Source organism: Kribbella pratensis (assembly GCF_004365355.1).
GTDB lineage: Bacteria > Actinomycetota > Actinomycetes > Propionibacteriales > Kribbellaceae > Kribbella.
The window spans coordinates 679,972-696,580 of the sequence record NZ_SODP01000002.1; the positions used below are offsets into that span (position 1 = coordinate 679,972).

A 16,609-nucleotide genomic window follows, 5' to 3' on the forward strand; every position below is an offset into this window, starting at 1 on the left:
CTGGCGGTATGGCTAAGTACGCGGTCAATCCCGAGGCGGTCGACAACGCGCGGAAGCTGATCGACGCGCGGCAGTACGTGCTGGACAGCGACTGGGGTGAGGTCCAGCCGCGGGCCGACGACCAGAACTCGTACCTGGACAAGCACACCTGGGCGGAGTACGGCGCTTGGCACCTCGGGCTTACCGAAGGCGCCGGCGACGAGACCAAGGCACGCTACGCGTTCGTGCTCGGCGATTTCCGCCGGATCCATCGCACCGCGCTGATCGCCGCCGTCTACCGAGCCTCCGAATGGCGCCACAAAGAGGTCGAACTCGCGGCCCACGACCTCCTGCAGCTCCTCGACAAGAAGACCGGCCTCACCGCCTGATCAGCTTCGTCGGAAGCGGAGCACGGGGTACGTCGGGGCCTGGCCGGTGTTGCGGGTAGGGCCGGGGAATGTCGTCGCGCCGTCCAGGACGAGGCCGTAGCGGGCTGCGACTGCGACGAGATGCGCGATGGCGTCCTGCGAGCGGTTGTCGTCCGGGCCGCGGTCGTCGGCGTACCGGCTGGCGTCGGACTTGTCCGTGGTCGTGACGAAGACGCCGTCGGTGCGGAGGACCCGGGCGACCTCGGCGATCACGGGCTCGCTGTTGCCGAGCAGGTGCAGCAGCCAGACGGCAACGACGGCGTCGCACCGGCGATCCGCGATCGGCAGCCGCGTCGCGTCGGCCGCGGCAACGTGGCCCGGGAGCCGGACGCGTGCGTGCTGGAGCATCGCGGCCGAGATGTCCACGCCGTGCACCAGGTTGCCCAGGGCAACCAGCTCGGCGCCGACGATGCCGGTGCCGACGGCGAGTTCGAGCACGCGACCGCCCTTGGGCAGCAGCGAATCGACCGCGCGCGCCGCCGCCTCCGCGCGGACGACGCCGCCGCGCGTCTCGTCGTACGTCGAGGCGACGGTCTCGTCGTACACGTAGGTGGAGGTGGTCTTCCACAGCTCGGGCCAGGCGATGCCGACCTGCGCGAGCATGCGCCGGAGTAACGGCAACGAGAGGCCGACGACGTTGTGGTAATCGCCTTCGACGCCGGTGACGAACGGACCGCCGAGACCGTCGACGGTGAACGCTCCGGCGACGACGAGCGGTTCGCCGGTCGCGACGTACGCGGCGATCTCGTCATCGGTCAGGTCGGCGAAGTGGACCGTGGTCGACGCCAGCTCCCGCAGTTCCTGCTTGGCCGAGGTGTCGATCAGGCAGTGCCCGGTGTGCAGTACGCCGCTCCGACCGCGCATCATCCGCCAGCGCTCGCGAGCGGCCTCGGGCGTCTCGGGTTTCCCGTACGGCTCGCCGTCGAACTCGAGCACCGAGTCGCACCCGAGCACCGTCGCATGATCGCTCAGGTTCGCGACCACCGCGCGCGCCTTCAGCGTCGCGAGCAATCGCGCCAGCTCTCCCGGATTCTCCGCGGTCACGTCGTCCTCGTAGACGCCAGACACGATCACCTCGGGTTCGATACCCGCACTGCGCAGCGTCTTCAGCCTGGCCGGCGACTTCGAGGCCAGGACGAAACGGATGCTCACAGCTTCGCCAGCGCCCGGCGCAGTGGGTCCAGGCCGATCGATCCGAGGTTCAGCGCGTCGGAGTGGAACGTGCGCAGGTCGAACGCGGATCCCTTGCGCTGCTTGGCTTCCTCCCGCGCCTGCAGCCAGATCCGCTCACCGACCTTGTACGACGGCGCCTGTCCCGGCCAGCCGAGGTACCGGTTGAGCTCGGCGTGCAGGAACTCGGTCTCCATCCGGCAGTGCGCCCGCAGGAACTCGAACCCGAGCTCGGCATTCCACCGCTCCCCCGGCCGCCAGCCGAACGGGTTGTCACGCGGAACTTCCAGCTCCAGATGCATGCCGATGTCAACGATCACCCGCGCCGCCCGGAAGCCTTGCGCGTCCAGCATGCCGAACCGCGCGCCCGGCTCCTCGAGGTATCCCAGCTCCTCCATCAGGCGTTCGGCGTACAGCGCCCAGCCCTCGCCGTGACCGGACACCCAGCACGCGATCCGCTGCCAGCGGTTGAGCAGGTCGGTCCGCAGCATCGTCTGCGCGACCTGGAGGTGATGCCCGGGCACGCCCTCGTGGTAGACGGTCGTGACCTCGCGCCAGGTGGCGAACTGCTCGACGCCGTTCGGCACCGCCCACCACATCCGGCCCGGCCGGGTGGTCAGGTCCTCGCTCGGCTGCGTGTAGTAGATCGAGCCGTCCGACGTCGGCGCGATCATGCACTCGAGCGTGCGGATCTCGTCGGCGATGTCGAAGTGGGTGCCGCCCAGCTCGGCGACGGCCGCGTCGGACAGCTGCTGCATCCAGTCCCGGAAGGCGTTCTTGCCGCGGATCGTCCGCGCCGGATCGTTGTCCAGCAGCGCAGCCGTTGCCTCGATGCTCCGCTCGCCGCCGTTCAGGCCGGCGGCGATGTCCTGCATGTCGTTCTCGATCCGGGCCAGCTCGGCCCAGCCCCAGGCGTACGTCTCCTCGAGGTCGATCGCCGCGCCCAGGAAGCTGCGCGAGGCCAGCTCGTACACCTCCCGGCCGCACGCGTCCCGCTGCGGCGCCCGCGGGGCGAGGTCGGTCGCCAGCCAGGCTCCGAACTGGTCGAACGCCTTCCGGGCCGAGGCGGCCGCGGCCTCGACCGTCGGCTTGACCGCACCCTCGGGGGCCTGCGCTGCCAGCCCGGCGAAGAAGTCGTCGCCGTCGGCACCGGTCCAGCTGGCGATCCGCTCGGCCAGCCCGTTGACCTGACGCACCGCGGAGATCCGGCCCTGTGCGGCCTGTTCGAGCAGCGTGTCGCGGTACCCGTCGAGCGCCGTACCGATCTGGTTGAGCCGGATCGCGACCGTCTCCCAGTCCTGCTCGGTGTCGGTCGGCATCAGGTCGAACACCTGCCGCAACGCCGCCGGAACCGATGAGATCGCGTTCAGCTGGTGCTGCGGTACGCCGGCCTCGTAGCGCTCGAGCTCCAGCCCGAGGCGCTCGACCAGCGCGTCCTTGGCGACCTCCTCACGCGGGCTCGCGGGCTCGATCGGCTGCGCCTCCGCGAGGGTCTGCCGGGTCAGCTCGATCCGCGCCTCGAACCCGGCCGGCGTGAAGTCCGGCAGCTCGTGGTCGTGGCCGGCGATCCCCAGCTCGGTGGCGGCGATCGGGTCGAGCACGATCTCCTGCTCGAGGTGCCGTTCAGCCAGCCGGTCGATCGGACTGTTCGGTGTGCGGGCATCAGTCACGGGATCGTTCACAGGCCGACCCTACCGTCCGGGGGCGCACGATACTGACCTGTTTGTTGCCGATACTGTGGCGGTCGCTTTCTGACGCACAGGAGAGGAACGGCGTTGAGCCAGCCACCCTATGGGCCGCCCGGCCAGAACCCTTACAACTCTCCCTACCCGCCGCAACAACCGCAGTACCAGCAGCCCGCCTACGGACCGCCACAGCGCCAGTACGGCGGGCCGCCGCCGCCAGGCCCCGGCTTCGGCTGGGGTCCCAACTTCGGGCCGCCCGGTCCCGGCGGACCCGGCGGTCCTGGTCCCGGTCCGGGCTGGCAGCCGCAGCGGCCGCGGAAGAAGTCGAAGGCGCCGCTGATCGCGATCCTGTCGATCATCGGCGTCGCGATCGTCGGCGGATGGATCATCGGCGTCGTCAAGAAGAACGCCGACAACATCACCACGCCGCCGGTGAGCCCGAGCCGCTACACCCCGGAGCCGACCGGGGCTCCCACCGAAGAGCCCACCGAACAGCCGACGGAACAGCCCACCGAGCAGCCGACCAGCACGGAGACGACGACCACGACCGCGCCCAAGGTGCCGGACTCGACGGTCGTGGCCAAGAACGCGCTGTACAAGGTCGGCCAGATGAAGACGGTCAACTGCAAGGAGCCGCGGGTCCGGCCGACCAACGCGCGCAACGCGGCGGCGTACTGGACCGCGATCAAGCCCTGCCTGGACAAGGCCTGGGCGCCGCTGGTGGCGAAGGCCGGCTACAAGTTCCGTCCGCCGACGATGACGTTCTGGGCGGGCACGAACGCGACCGGGCCGTGCGGCACCGGCCCGGTCGAGGTGCCGTACTTCTGCTCGGCCAACAACAACCTGTACATGAAGGTCGACGTGTTCGTGAAGGCGTACATGGAGTACCCGGACGCGGAGTCCAAGGCGTACGCGCGGATGTGGTACTCCCGCTCGATCGCGCACGAGTACGGGCACGGCGTACAGAACATGACCGGCATCCTGCAGGCGTCGGACAACATCCGCTACGAACTGACCAACTACGACGACCGGACCCGGCAGACCCGCCGGATGGAGCTGCAGGCGAACTGCTTCGCCGGCGTATTCCTCGCGGTGAACAAGCGCAGCTACCCGATCAGCGGCGAGATGCTCTACGTCTGGAACAAGTGGGTCGTGACGGCCGGTGACAAGCCGGAAGAGGGCGACCACGGCAGCGTGGCGAGCCAGCAGCGGTTCATGGGCACGTCGTTCAAGACCGGCAACCCGGCCAGCTGCAACACGTTCGCGGTGTCACCCAGATACGTCAGCTGACCCCGGCGGCGCGACCTGCTGCCAGGAGTCGAGCAGGATGTCGTACAACTCGTCGGCGTCCTCGAGCGCGGCGAGGCGGGCCCGAACCCAGTTCGAGCCCGCCTCGTGCTTCGGCACCCAGAACTTCTCGGGTTCCGCCGCGATCAGTTCTTCGCGTTCCAGCCGGGGACACCGGACCGCGAACGACGTCTGGTCGTCCGGCACCGTGACGAACATCCGCCCGGCCACGTCGAACGTCGGGTGTCCCCACCGCTGCTTCTCCACCGTCTCCGGGAAGGACAGCGCGATCCGTCGTACGTCGTCTGCGTCCAGCACGGTCACACTTTAGAGCGACCCGGCAGCAGGACTGCGACCAGCGCACCGGCGGCGACGATCGCGGCGCCCGTCCAGACCGCGGGCACCAGGCCGGCGGCGTAGCTGGTCGGCGACTCGTACGATCCGGCCGAGGCGAACACCGACGCCAGGACGGCGACACCCATCGCGACCCCGACCTCGCGGATCGTGTTGTTCGTACCGGACGCGACGCCGCGGTCCGCGTCGGACGCACTGTTCATCACCACGCTCGCGGACGGCGCGAAGGTGAGCCCCATGCCGACCCCGGCGAGGATGAACGGTACGACGAGATCGCCGTACTGCGTTGTGGCCGTGGTGATCAGCGCGATCCACCCGAGCGCGGCAGCCAGGAACGTCTGTCCGACGACGATGAGCGTGCGCGGGCCGACTCGATCGACGATCAGGCCGGCGATCGGTGCGACCACGAGCGGCGCCGCGGTCCACGGCAGCGTGCGTACGCCGGACTGGAACGGCGTGTAGCCCTGCACGACCTGGAAGAACTGCGCCAGCAGGAACACCGATCCGAACACGCCGACCGCGAACGTGAACGAAACGACGTTCACCACGCTGAACGAGCGGACCGAGAACAACCGCAGCGGGAGCATCGGAGCGGACGTCCGAGCCTCCCAGCCGATGAACGCAGCGAGCAGTACGACGCCCGCGATCAGCGAACCGAGGACGCTGCCGGACGTCCAACCGTCGCCGGCTCCGTGCACGACACCCCACACGATCGACAGCACGCCGGCCGTCGCCAGAACCAGTCCGAGCAGGTCGAGCCGCTTCGCCGTACCCCTGGACTCGGTCAGCACCCGAGCGGCGAGCAGCACTGCGAACACCCCGACCGGAACGTTCAGCCAGAAGATCCACTGCCAGTTCAGACCGTCGACGACGGCTCCGCCGACCACGGGACCGACGGCGACGCCGAGGCCCGAGATGCCACCCCAGATGCCGATCGCCGCGCTGCGCTGCTTCTCCGGCACTGCGCCGGCGAGCAATGTCAGCGACAGCGGCATCACGGCCGCGGCGCCGATGCCCTGGATCGCGCGGAAGACGGTCAGCATCCACGGCTCGGTCGCCAGTGCGCAGGCGGCCGACGCGAGGGTGAACAGCGCGATCCCGGCCAGGAACACCCGCCGCCGGCCGAGCCGGTCGCCGATCGCGGCCGCGGTCAGCAGCAGCGCGGCGAAGGCCAGCGTGTAGGCGTTCACGAACCACTGCAGGTCCGACAGCGACGCCCCGAGCTCGGTCTTGATCACCGGCAGCGCGTTCGTCACGACCAGGTTGTCCAGCGTGACCATGAAGGTGGGAATCCCCACCGCGGCCAACACCACCCCGAGCCCACGGCTCCGGGTCCCCACCACATCCCTCTCGACGAGAGCGGTCATCGCAAGCTCCAAGTTGTAATTGACTGATAACAAGCTTGGTGACGAGAGTATGCATCCACTGATAACATGTCAAGCGTGATCGAGAGGAGCTGGGATGACGAGGGCTAGGTTGACCGCGAAGGAGCGGGTCGGGGAGGTCCTGGAGGCGGCCGTCCGCGCGTTCGCCGCGTCCGGGTACGAAGGCACCAAGACCGACGAGATCGCCCGGATGGCCGGCGTCTCACAGCCCTACGTGATCCGGCTGTTCGGGACCAAGCAGCAGCTGTTCCTGGCCGCCGTGCAGAGCGTGTGCGCACGGATCGAGGAGATCTTCCGCGAGGCCGCCGACGAGTCTCCCGACCTCGGCGCGCTGGGCCGCAACTACAAGGCGCTGCTCGCCGAGCCCGAGCTGCTCTTGGTCCTGCTGCACGGCTTCTCGGCCAGCGGCGACCCGGCCATCGGCGACTGCGTCCGCGAACGCTTCGGCAGCATCTACTCCCTGATCCGCGAGCTGACCGGCGCATCACCCCAGGAGGCCCGCGAGTTCCTCTCCGCCGGCATGCTGCTGACCGTGATGTCCGCGATGCAGGTCATCGGCCCGAACGCGATCCCGATGCCCTGGGCCGAGGAGATCGAAGGCACCCTCGGCAACTAGCCCCGATCCAGCTTCTGGCCGGCGGCGAACCAGATGGTCGCCGTCCCCAGCGCCATCGCGACAACCGTCACCACCAGCGACCCCGGCACGTCCGCTCCCTGAACCAGCGCGGCAGCCAGCGCCACCACCGGCACCAGCAGCAAGGCGATTGCCGTAGGCAACCACCAGCGCCGGAGCGCGGCCGGATGAACCCGGGCGTACGACGGCAGCTGAGCAGCGAACGCGGCCGCCAGATGCACCACCACGAGCGCCAGCGCCGTCAGCACCAGGCTCCAACTGATCTCGGCCGGCGCCCGCATCAACCACCCGAGCGCCACAACCAGCACGAACACCACTCCCGCCGGCGAATCCGGCAACACGATAGTTGCCAACAGCATCGGTACGCCGACCAGCGGGATCAGATCGAGCTGGTCCCACGACTGAACAGCCGGCACGACGAGCGCGACAGCGCCCGCGACCGCCATCAGCATCCGGGCATACACAACAGCCCGCCCGGACGCGCGCAACTGTGCGAGCCAGAGCGTGATCTTCTCGGCAGCGTTCATGAGCGGATCCTCGGTGCCGCGGACAGCCGCGCGGCGTCCCGCAGTACCTCGTCCAGCGTCCCGGAGCCGCGCCACGGAACGGTCGGTACGCCGAGGTCGCTGAGCCGATCGAGGTCGCGGCGACGCTCGAGCAACCGGAGGCGCCACGCGAGCGGCCACGATCGCGAGTCGTGGGCGTCGACGTCCATGATCGACTCGACATCCGGCGGCAAGGTGTCGATCGCGATCACCGTGCAGCCGGAGTGGACGAGCGTGACGATGTAGCCGAGCATCACCGGACGCAGCAGCGGACTGAGCACCAGCACCAAACTGTCCGACCGGACCCGATTGCGCCGGGCCAACTGCTCCTCGTCCTGCTGCCGACCGCGCCGATCAGCATGGACCAGCGTGTCGAGGATCCGCCGCAGATGCGCGCGCCCGCTCCCCGACCGCACACCGCGGAACAGGCTGCCGGTGTCGATCAACCGCACCCGGTCGCCGTTGCGCAAGTAGTGCTCCGCAACCGCGGCGGCCGCTCGTACGGCGGTGTCCAGGCTCGACGACCGCCCGTCGATCCCTTCACTGACTCCGATCTCGCCGCCGGTGTCGACCATGATCACGACCTCGGTGTCCCGGTCCGACCACGTCGAGGTGACGTGCAACTCCTGTGTCCGCGCCGACACGGCCCAGTTGATCCGCCGCAGCCGGTCGCCAGTCCGGAACGGTCGTACGCCGGCCAGCTCCGTCCCCTCACCCGGCCGCCGCGACCGGTGCAACCCGACCAGCCCGGCCGGCCGAGGTACGGCGTCGACCGCCTCGAAACCCTCCCGCAGCGGCAACGTCGTCACCGTCTGCGACTCCACCGACGTCACCTGGATCCGGTACGCGCCGACCGACGAGGTCGCGGTAACCGTTGGCCGCTCCAACGACCGCAGCCCCCACCGCTTCGACCGTACGCCGACCTCGAGTGTGACCTCGCCGTTCGACACCGGCTCCGCGATCGCCGCCTGCGGCGGGTCGTACTGGAACCAGGCCGTCCGCGGCAGCGCCGCCACGATCAGATCGATGTCCGGGTCAACTCCATCCGGCACCCGGAGCCGGTAGGTCGTCCCCTGCCCCTCGAACAACACGTCCGCGTCGAGCTCCGTGTGCACCTCCGGCCGCTCCCGAGGCCGGAAGAACCGTCCCCAGGCCGCCAGGAACGCCAACGGCAACCCGAACACGGCGGCATCCGGCCGCCGGAACAGTACGGCGACCGCCAGCAGCACCGCGGCCGCGCAGATCGCCCGGATCTGCGCGTGCGTCGGACGCCAGCTCATCTAGCGGCGACCACGGTAGGCGGCGCGGCGACCGAACCAAGCACGGTCCGCACGACGGTCGCCCCAGTCACCTCGTGCAGCCACAGCTCCGGCCGCACGGTGATCCGGTGCGCCAGCGCAGCCACGGCCACCGCCTTCACATCCTCCGGTACGACGTAGTCGCGGCCCTTGATCACCGCGTACGCCCGCGCCGTCAGCAACAGCGCCAGCGAACCACGCGGCGACGCACCGACCAGCACCTGAGAGTCCCGACGGGTCGCGGCGGCGAGGTCGACGCAGTACTGGCCGACGGTGTCGTCGACAGTGACCCTCTCGACGGCCTGCTGTGCAGCGAGCAGGCCGGCTGCGTCGGTCACCGCTTCGACGGTCTGGTCTTCACGTCGACGGCTCATCCGGCGCCGCAGTACCTCCCACTCCTCCGCGGGGCTCGGGTAGCCGAAGCCGATCCGCAGCATGAACCGGTCGAGCTGTGCCTCCGGCAGCGGGTAGGTGCCCTCGTACTCCACCGGGTTCGCCGTCGCGAGCACGTGGAACGGGGTCGGCAGCGGGAACGTCTGCCCCTCGACGGTGACTTGGTGCTCCTGCATCGACTCCAGCAGCGCGGCCTGCGTCTTCGGTGGCGTGCGGTTGATCTCGTCCGCCAGCAGCAGGCCGGTGAAGATCGGGCCGGGCCGGAAGACGAACTCGGACTCCTTCTGGTCGTACACGAACCCGCCGGTGACGTCCGACGGCAGCAGGTCCGGCGTGAACTGCACCCGCCGGAACTCCAGCCCGAGCGCCTGCGCGAACGACCGCGCGGCCAGCGTCTTCGCGAGACCCGGGTAGTCCTCGAGCAGCACGTGCCCGCCGGCCAGGACGCCCGCCAGCACCAGCTCGAGCGCCTCGGCCTTCCCGACCACGGCCTGGCTGACCCGCTCCAGCACCTGCCGGCTCAGGTCAGAAACCTCGCCCAGAGTGAGCTCGCCATCAGTCACAGGTATTCCTCACAGGTTCTCGATGGTGTGGATCGCGTACTCGATCTCGTCGAGCGACGCCGTGCGCTTGTCGTCACCGGTGATCAGCTGCCAGAGCCGCTCGCCGGTGATCTCGCGAGCCCGGTCCGGCTCGAGTTCGGGGTCGACGCCGTGCCGGTGCACCAGGCGGTCGGTGGCCAGCTCGAGCAGCATCGGCCGGACCCGGCGTACGAAGGTCTGGGAGCCTTCCCCGGCACGCCGCTCGCGGCTCGACTCCTGCAGCCAGGTGGCGATGAACTGGGTCCGGTTCTCGCTGGTCCGCGTACGCAGCGCGGCAAGCTTGTCGTCGTGCTGACCGGGCCAGCTCGTCTCGACGACCTGCGGCAGGACCAACCGGATCGCCAGCGACCCGATCCCGACCGCGAGCGCGGTACCCACGAACCACAGCGGCCGCGGCGCCATCCCTGCCGCGCCGAACACCGCCACCAGCAGCAAACTCGCCAGCACCGCGATGCCGACGTGCTGCAGGAGCAGCTTGTTCAGCCGCAACGACCGGCTCTTCTTGACCTCCGGCGGCGGCCCCTTCTCCTCCAGGGGCGACCAGCGGTACGACGTCATCCGGCGACCTCCGCTGTGTCGGGACGAGCCGCCGCGAGGTCGTCACGCAACCGCAGCAACGCTGCTCGCGCTTCGGTCCGCGCTTCCTCGCTCGAACCGTGCGTCGAATACCGCGCTTCGCGATACAGCGCGCCGAGCCGGACCAACTGCCGCTCGGAGATCCCGCCGATGCCGAGCACCCGCACGGTGAACTCGGCCGGTGTCTCCGCCGGATCCCGCGGTACTCCGGCCGACGCGGCCGCTTCCTCCAACGCCACCCAGCACGCGATCACCGCATCCGTCGCCTTGCCGGAGTCGATGCGCGCGAGTCCTGCGTCGACAGCCTCGGCCAGACGCTCGGTCTTGACCCGCTCCCAGTCCGTGTCGTCGGGCTCGGCCTGCGGCAGCCGCACCTTGCTGACGATCCGGTAGATGACCAGGCCGATGAACACCAGCACTGCCGCGATCGCCAGGTAGATCACCGCCTGCCACAGCGCCTTCAGCCAGCCCGGCATCTCGACCGGCTTGACGTCCCGCGGCGACGGTGTGGCCGTCGGCGGCGGCGCAGCGGTGTCGGACGGCGTGAACGTCGGCAGCGGTCGCGGGCTGGCCTTGAGCGTGCTGTCGCTGATTGGCCGGACCGGCCCGCTCGCCGAGGCGAGCACGACGAAGCCGGCCGCGACAACCCCCACGAGCACCACGGCGGCCACCGCGAGCGCACCCCGCCGCTGCGTCTGCATCTGGGCAGGCTACCCCTTCAAAAGCCCGTGTCGAGGAAGGGGAGTCGAGATGTGGAAAACGCTTCCGCAGTCGTGGCCAGGGCGCCCGCCGTGTGCTCGTCGACCAGACCCGCCCGGCCGAGCCTGGCCAGTGACGGGCGACCGAGGTAGACGGCGCCGAGATCACGCACATGCAGCGTCAGGTCGGCCTCCCGCGACGTCGACTCGCAGCGAGCACCTTCCGGTCCGCCGTCGAGGTGCCAGCGACCCGCGTTCCACGGCAGGAAGTCGTCGACCACCCCGATGACGACATCGACGTCACGCGCATACGTCCGCCCGGCGAGCGCCGTACCGACGTCGACCGGCCGAACCCACAGGCCGTCCCGGGTGATCGGCGACGGTGCCCGCGGGTCGAGCAGGAGGTCGAGCAGCGGGTCGTCGGAGGGGAGCATCCCGCAGCGCGTCTCGCTGAGCAGGTCCGGCTCGAGCAGGTACCTCCACAGCGCCGCATGGGACGCAATGTCGACCGCATGCACGCGGTGCACGTCGACGTACCCCTTCTCTGCCCTTTTGGTCCGGTAGTGGGCGAACCCGGTCAGCTCGCCGTCGCGCTCGGCCAGCACGCACCGGACCTTCGATCCGTTGGCAGGACTGCCGGTCAGGTTGTCGCTGATCGTGTACTCCTGCCAGCGCTCGTCGTGCTGGAACATCCCCGGCCGCTCCAGCGCCAGCTTGTTCCGCAGCTCCCCGCAACGGGCCAGACTCTCGCGTACGTCGACGTACCGGATCTTCACGTCGTCGATGCCGGCCACCGCGCGCAGCGTGCGCGACACCTTCGGTACGACGATCTCCTGGTGATCGGCCGCGAGCCCGTACCCGAACCGCGGGTAAATGACCGCCTCACTCGCCGTCAACGCGGCCAACGGCTCCGTGCCGGCCTCGTGAATGTCGGTGAGCTGTGTCCGCATCAGGTCCCGCAGGATGCCCCGCCGCCGATGCGTGGCCCGGACGCCGACCATCGTCACGCCCGCGACCGGCAGCTGCCCGCCGGGGACCGTCATCCGATGCGAGAACGCGCCGGTGTGCCCGACGAGCTGCCCGTCGTCGATCGCGACCGTCGACCGTTCGCGCTCCCAGATCTTCCGCTCGGACTCGTACTGCGCGTCGGTCCACGGCGACGAGAACGCCATGTCCAGGAGCTCCAGGAGCTCGTCCCATTCACCGCTGAACTGCTCGATCGCGATCGCCATGTCCCTTGCCTATCAGACAATCGGACCTCTGGACTGATGAAAGCCGTTTTCATATACCCAGGAGATGACCGACCCCGGGGTCTTCTAGCCCAGCAACGGCAGGCGGCTCGCGTGTGGGCCGAGCATCTCCAGGTCGTCCTCGTCGAGCGGCAGCCGACCGGTTGCCTTCAGCACGTACGTCGTGGTGTCCCAGCCGATCACATCCCACGCGTCCGGGCCGAACAGCCCGTCCAGCGTGCGCGCGGTCACCTGCAGTCCTTCCGGATCCGGCTCCGGCGCGTACGGCAGCCCGACGGTCAGATCGAGGTGATGGACCGTTGCCTCAAGCACCAATGTCGCGACGAAGTCGACCGCCCGCAGGACATGCCCCTGGGTCTCGATCCGGCGGCCCTTCGTGGCCAGCCCCAGCGCGGAGGCTCGCACTGCGGCCTCCGACACCTCACGCCAGTGCTGCACGAGCAGACCGGGCCTGCGGTACGACGCCGCGATGCCTTGGACGAAGCTGGTGTCACCGTCGGGGTGCGGCGGGAAGTCCCTCCAATAGCTGACGAAATCCCGATCGGGCTCGACCACGGCGGGGCTGGCGAAGGCGATCAGCGCGCGCTGCGCGTCGTACAGCAGGTGCACGAGCAGCGGGCCGACGGGCATGCCGGGGCAACGGGTCTCGCGCTGGAAGTCCGCGTCGCTCAGCCCCTGCACCGTCTCGGTCAGCCGTCCGTACGTCCGGCCCAGCGTGGCGGCCAATCCCAACGGGAGCGCCCCTCGTTCGGGTGCCTTCATCCGCGGTCCTCCTCGGTGTGCTCCTCCGAACTTAGCTCGGGAAGCTCTGCCGCGCAGTCTCGAGATGGGCGGCCGCGCTCGCCTCGAGGTGGCTGAGGTCGGAAGCAACGGTCGCGAAGGTGTAACCCTGCTCGATCCGGAGGTTCGCGGAGTCGCCGTCGAAGGTGTGGATGCCCGCCGCGATCCCGGCCTCCTGCGCGGTCCGCGCGATCAGTTCGAGCGCCTCCTCGAACGGGCCTTCGATCTCCGGGTCGCCCGGGAACCGTGCGCCCAGCGCGAGACCGAGGTCCGACGGGCCGACGTACACGCCGTCGAGGCCGGGAGTCGCGCAGATCTCGGCGACGTTCTTCAGCCCGAGCGGTGTTTCGATCATCGCGAGTACGACGGTCTGTGCGTTGCTGTCGGCCGGCACCGGGCCGATCCGCAACGACGCCCGCATCGGCCCGAACGAGCGCACCCCGGTCGGCGGGTACTTCGCCGCGCGGACCGCTCGTGCGACATCGTCCGCGGTGTCGATCAGCGGCACGATCACCCCGGTCGCGCCGGCATCCAGCGCCCGGCCGATCGGTGTCGGATCGTTCGCCTCGACCCGCACCAGGCCCGCCGTCGGGCGCGGCCCGATCGCGGCCCCGGCGTCGATGGCGAGCAGGCCGGTCATCAGGCCTTGGTACCCGATCAGGCCATGCTGTCCGTCGAGCACCACATAGTCGTACCCCAGCCTGGCAATGCGCTCGGCGACCGGTGGGGCGTCCAGCGTGATCCAGTAACCGACCAGCTTCTCGCGGGAGCGGACGCGGCCCGCGAAACCGTTGACACTCACGCAGCGCAGACTATCTACACCGGCGGTACGCCGTGCCGGCGGTGCGAGAAGGTCCGGTCCTTGGACTGCGCCGCGGCGAGGCGCGCGATCAGGTCGTTGCGGAGGTCCTCCGGCTCGACGATCGCGTCGATGACCAGGTCCGCGGCCAGGCGCAGGATGTCGATATCGGTCTCGTACTCCTCGCGGAGCTTCGCGACGTACTCGACGCGTTCGCCCTCGTCGGCGATCTCCTGGATCTTGTTGTAATACACGGCATTGATGGCCGCCTCCGGACCCATCACGGCGATCTTCGCGGTCGGCAGCGCGACGCACGCGTCCGGCGAGAAGCCCGGTCCGCACATCGCGTAGAGGCCGGCGCCGTACGCCTTGCGGACGATCACCGACACCGTGGGCACGGTCGCCTCGGAGACCGCGGTGATCATCTTCGCGCCGTGCCGGATGATCCCGGCCCGCTCGACCTCGCTGCCGATCATGAACCCGGGCACGTCGCACAGATAGATCAGCGGCACGTTGAACGCGTCGCACAGCCAGATGAAGCGCGCCGCCTTGTCCGCCGAGTCGACGAACAGCACCCCGCCCTTGACCGCCGGCTGGTTCGCGACGATCCCGACCACCTGCCCCGCCAGCAGCCCGAACCCGACGACCAACTCCGGCGCATACGCCGGTTTGATCTCGAAGAACGTGTCCGCGTCGACGACCGCATCGATCACGTCGTGGATGTCGAACCCGATGCTCTCCTCGGCCGGGACCAGATCCCGGGTGAAGTCGCGGCCGGCGTCCGAGGCGTCGTACGACGGCGGCCGCGAGCGCCACGAACCGGGCAGGTACGAGAAGTACTGCTTGGCGAGCTCGATCGCCTCGGTGTCGTCGGACGCGAGCAGGTCGCCGCAGCCGGACACGCTGGTGTGCATCCGGGCGCCGCCCATCTCCTCCAGCGTGACCTTCTCGCCGACGACCATCTCGGCCATCCGGGGCGAGCCGAGGTACATCGAGGCGTTGCCGTCGACCATGATCACGATGTCGCAGAACGCCGGGATGTACGCGCCGCCCGCCGCGGACGGGCCGAACAGGCAGCAGATCTGCGGGACCTTGCCGGACAGCGCGACCTGGTTGTGGAAGATCCGGCCCGCGCCGCGGCGGCCCGGGAACAGCTCGACCTGGTCGGTGATGCGGGCGCCGGCGGAGTCGATCAGCCAGAAGATCGGCAGCTCGTCGCGGAGCGCGACCTCGGTGATCCGGACGATCTTCTCGACCGTGCGCGCACCCCACGATCCCGCCTTGACGGTCGGGTCGTTGGCGACGATCAGCGCCGGACGGCCGTCGACCAGCGCACGCCCGGTGACCACCCCGTCGGCGGGCAGACCGGGGTTGAGGGCGTTGGCCAACTGCGCTTCCTCGACGAAGCTCCCCTCGTCGACGAGCAGGGCGATCCGGTCGCGGACGTAGAGCTTGTTCTGGCTCTGCAGCTTGGCCGCGGCCTTCTCGGGCGGCGCCAGCGTCGCTTCGCGGGCGACCTTGACCTCAGTCCAGTGATCGTGGGTCATGCATGCATCATTCCACCGGTAGCCCGAGACTCCGGGCGATGAGCATCCGCTGGACCTCCGACGTGCCCTCGCCGATCTCGAGGATCTTGGCGTCGCGGTAGAAGCGGGTGACCGGGTACTCCTCCATGAAGCCGTAGCCGCCGAAGACCTGGGTGGCGATCCTGGTAGCCGTCACGGCCGACTCCGTCGCATACAGCTTGGCAACGGATGCCGCCTGCTTGAAGTCGGCCACGGACGCGCCGGCGTCCTTCAGCGCGGCCGCCCGGTAAACGAGCAGCTCCGCGGCGTCGGCCATCACCTTCAGGTCGGCGATCTGGAACGCGACACCCTGCTTGCGCCCGATCGGCCCACCGAACGTCTGCCGCTCACCGGCGTACTGCACCGACAGCTCCAGGCAGGCGCGGATGCAGCCGAGCGCGACCGCCGCGATCGCGACCCGCCCGTCGTCGAGCGTCGCGAGGAACTGCGCGAACCCCTTGCCGCGCCGGCCGAGCAGGTTGCTCTCGGGGACGCGTACGCCGCTCAGCGACAGCGGATGCGTGTCGCTCGCGTGCCAGCCGAGCTTGTCGTACGCCGCCTCCGCCACGAAGCCCGGCGTACCGGCCGGGACGATGATCGTGGAGATCTCCGGCTTGCCGTCCGGGCGCTCACCGGTCCGCGCGGTGACCGTCACGCACGAGGTGATCGACGAGCCGGAGTTGGTGATGAACTGCTTCGAGCCGTCGATCACCCACTCGCCGCCGTCCAGCACCGCGCGGGTCTTGGTCGCGCCGGCGTCCGAGCCCGACTCGGGCTCGGTGAGGCCGAACCCGGCCAGCTTCTCCCCGGCCACCAGGTCGGGCAGCCAGGTCGCCTTCTGCTCGTCGGTGCCGTACGTCAGGATCGGGTTGATCCCGAGCCCGACCGCTGCCTCGAGCGTGATGCCCATCGACTGGTCGACCCGGGAGATCTCCTCGATCGCCACACACAGGCTGGTGAAGTCACCGCCGGCGCCGCCGTACTCCTCCGGCGCGGTCAGCCCGAACAGGCCGAGCCGCCCCATCTTCTGCACGACCTCCACCGGGAAGTAGTGCTTGCGGTCCCACTCGGCCGCATGCGGCGCGATCTCCGCCTCCGCGAAGTCGCGAACGCTCTGGCGGAACTCCCGGTGTTCCTCGGACAGCTCGAACATGCGGCACCCTTTCGCGCTTGACGCTTAC

The 16,609-nt window shown here is 69.6% G+C and carries 17 protein-coding genes; 3 read left to right on the plus strand and 14 right to left on the minus strand.

From position 1 onward, the window contains the following. The first annotated feature begins 8 nt into the window (after positions 1–8). Positions 9–368 (plus strand): hypothetical protein, encoded by a 360-nt coding sequence (locus EV653_RS19880; RefSeq protein ID WP_134105234.1) that lies wholly within the window; start codon positions 9–11, stop codon positions 366–368. Here EV653_RS19880 and EV653_RS19885 read toward each other — a convergent pair whose 3' ends face one another. Further along, positions 369–1,559, minus strand: a complete 1,191-nt coding sequence (locus EV653_RS19885) for a Maf family nucleotide pyrophosphatase (RefSeq protein ID WP_238159904.1) — start codon at positions 1,557–1,559, stop codon at positions 369–371. It lies immediately after the preceding gene. Then, positions 1,556–3,259 carry a DUF885 domain-containing protein gene (locus EV653_RS19890; protein ID WP_238159905.1) on the minus strand — a complete coding sequence of 568 codons (1,704 nt, stop codon included), beginning with the start codon at positions 3,257–3,259 and terminating at the stop codon, positions 1,556–1,558. The genes EV653_RS19885 and EV653_RS19890 overlap by 4 nt, the downstream gene beginning before the upstream one ends. A gap of 93 nt (positions 3,260–3,352) precedes the next feature. Here EV653_RS19890 and EV653_RS42600 point away from each other — a divergent pair, with 93 nt between their 5' ends. Next, positions 3,353–4,552 (plus strand): neutral zinc metallopeptidase, encoded by a 1,200-nt coding sequence (locus EV653_RS42600; protein WP_166679496.1) that lies wholly within the window; start codon positions 3,353–3,355, stop codon positions 4,550–4,552. Here the strand turns inward: EV653_RS42600 and EV653_RS19905 are convergent. Continuing rightward, the gene (locus EV653_RS19905) at positions 4,532–4,867 is read right to left on the minus strand and encodes an MmcQ/YjbR family DNA-binding protein (RefSeq protein WP_134105237.1); all 336 of its coding nucleotides are present in this window, start codon (positions 4,865–4,867) and stop codon (positions 4,532–4,534) included. The genes EV653_RS42600 and EV653_RS19905 overlap by 21 nt on opposite strands. Before the next feature lie 2 nt (positions 4,868–4,869). Beyond that, a complete protein-coding gene (locus EV653_RS19910; RefSeq protein WP_134105238.1) occupies positions 4,870–6,270 on the minus strand; it encodes a DHA2 family efflux MFS transporter permease subunit in 1,401 nt (466 codons plus the stop codon). A gap of 94 nt (positions 6,271–6,364) precedes the next feature. Here EV653_RS19910 and EV653_RS19915 point away from each other — a divergent pair, with 94 nt between their 5' ends. Then, entirely contained in the window at positions 6,365–6,904 is a 540-nt protein-coding gene (locus EV653_RS19915; RefSeq protein WP_134105239.1) for a TetR/AcrR family transcriptional regulator, read from the plus strand. Here the strand turns inward: EV653_RS19915 and EV653_RS19920 are convergent. From EV653_RS19920 to EV653_RS19965, 10 genes are all read right to left on the minus strand, one after another. Next, complete coding sequence (locus EV653_RS19920) at positions 6,901–7,449, minus strand: hypothetical protein (protein WP_134105240.1); 549 nt, start codon at positions 7,447–7,449, stop codon at positions 6,901–6,903. The two genes, EV653_RS19915 and EV653_RS19920, sit on opposite strands and share 4 nt — an antisense overlap. After that, the gene (locus EV653_RS19925) at positions 7,446–8,747 is read right to left on the minus strand and encodes a DUF58 domain-containing protein (RefSeq protein WP_134105241.1); all 1,302 of its coding nucleotides are present in this window, start codon (positions 8,745–8,747) and stop codon (positions 7,446–7,448) included. The genes EV653_RS19920 and EV653_RS19925 overlap by 4 nt, the downstream gene beginning before the upstream one ends. Next, entirely contained in the window at positions 8,744–9,721 is a 978-nt protein-coding gene (locus tag EV653_RS19930; protein WP_134105242.1) for an AAA family ATPase, read from the minus strand. The genes EV653_RS19925 and EV653_RS19930 overlap by 4 nt, the downstream gene beginning before the upstream one ends. Positions 9,722–9,730: 9 nt before the next feature. Then, a complete protein-coding gene (locus EV653_RS19935) occupies positions 9,731–10,318 on the minus strand; it encodes an MFS transporter (protein ID WP_238159906.1) in 588 nt (195 codons plus the stop codon). Next, positions 10,315–11,037 carry a DUF4129 domain-containing protein gene (locus tag EV653_RS19940; RefSeq protein ID WP_134105243.1) on the minus strand — a complete coding sequence of 241 codons (723 nt, stop codon included), beginning with the start codon at positions 11,035–11,037 and terminating at the stop codon, positions 10,315–10,317. Before EV653_RS19940 ends, EV653_RS19935 begins: the two co-directional genes overlap by 4 nt. 17 nt (positions 11,038–11,054) lie before the next feature. Continuing rightward, the gene (locus tag EV653_RS19945) at positions 11,055–12,266 is read right to left on the minus strand and encodes a GNAT family N-acetyltransferase (RefSeq protein ID WP_134105244.1); all 1,212 of its coding nucleotides are present in this window, start codon (positions 12,264–12,266) and stop codon (positions 11,055–11,057) included. An 84-nt stretch (positions 12,267–12,350) separates the two neighbouring features. Then, a complete protein-coding gene (locus EV653_RS19950; RefSeq protein ID WP_134105245.1) occupies positions 12,351–13,046 on the minus strand; it encodes a maleylpyruvate isomerase N-terminal domain-containing protein in 696 nt (231 codons plus the stop codon). Positions 13,047–13,077: 31 nt separating this feature from the next. Continuing rightward, positions 13,078–13,866 carry an HpcH/HpaI aldolase family protein gene (locus tag EV653_RS19955; RefSeq protein WP_134105246.1) on the minus strand — a complete coding sequence of 263 codons (789 nt, stop codon included), beginning with the start codon at positions 13,864–13,866 and terminating at the stop codon, positions 13,078–13,080. Between the two features lie 14 nt (positions 13,867–13,880). Then, the gene (locus EV653_RS19960; RefSeq protein ID WP_134105247.1) at positions 13,881–15,410 is read right to left on the minus strand and encodes an acyl-CoA carboxylase subunit beta; all 1,530 of its coding nucleotides are present in this window, start codon (positions 15,408–15,410) and stop codon (positions 13,881–13,883) included. A gap of 7 nt (positions 15,411–15,417) precedes the next feature. After that, positions 15,418–16,581 carry an acyl-CoA dehydrogenase family protein gene (locus EV653_RS19965; RefSeq protein WP_134105248.1) on the minus strand — a complete coding sequence of 388 codons (1,164 nt, stop codon included), beginning with the start codon at positions 16,579–16,581 and terminating at the stop codon, positions 15,418–15,420. Between the last annotated feature and the right edge of the window lie 28 nt (positions 16,582–16,609).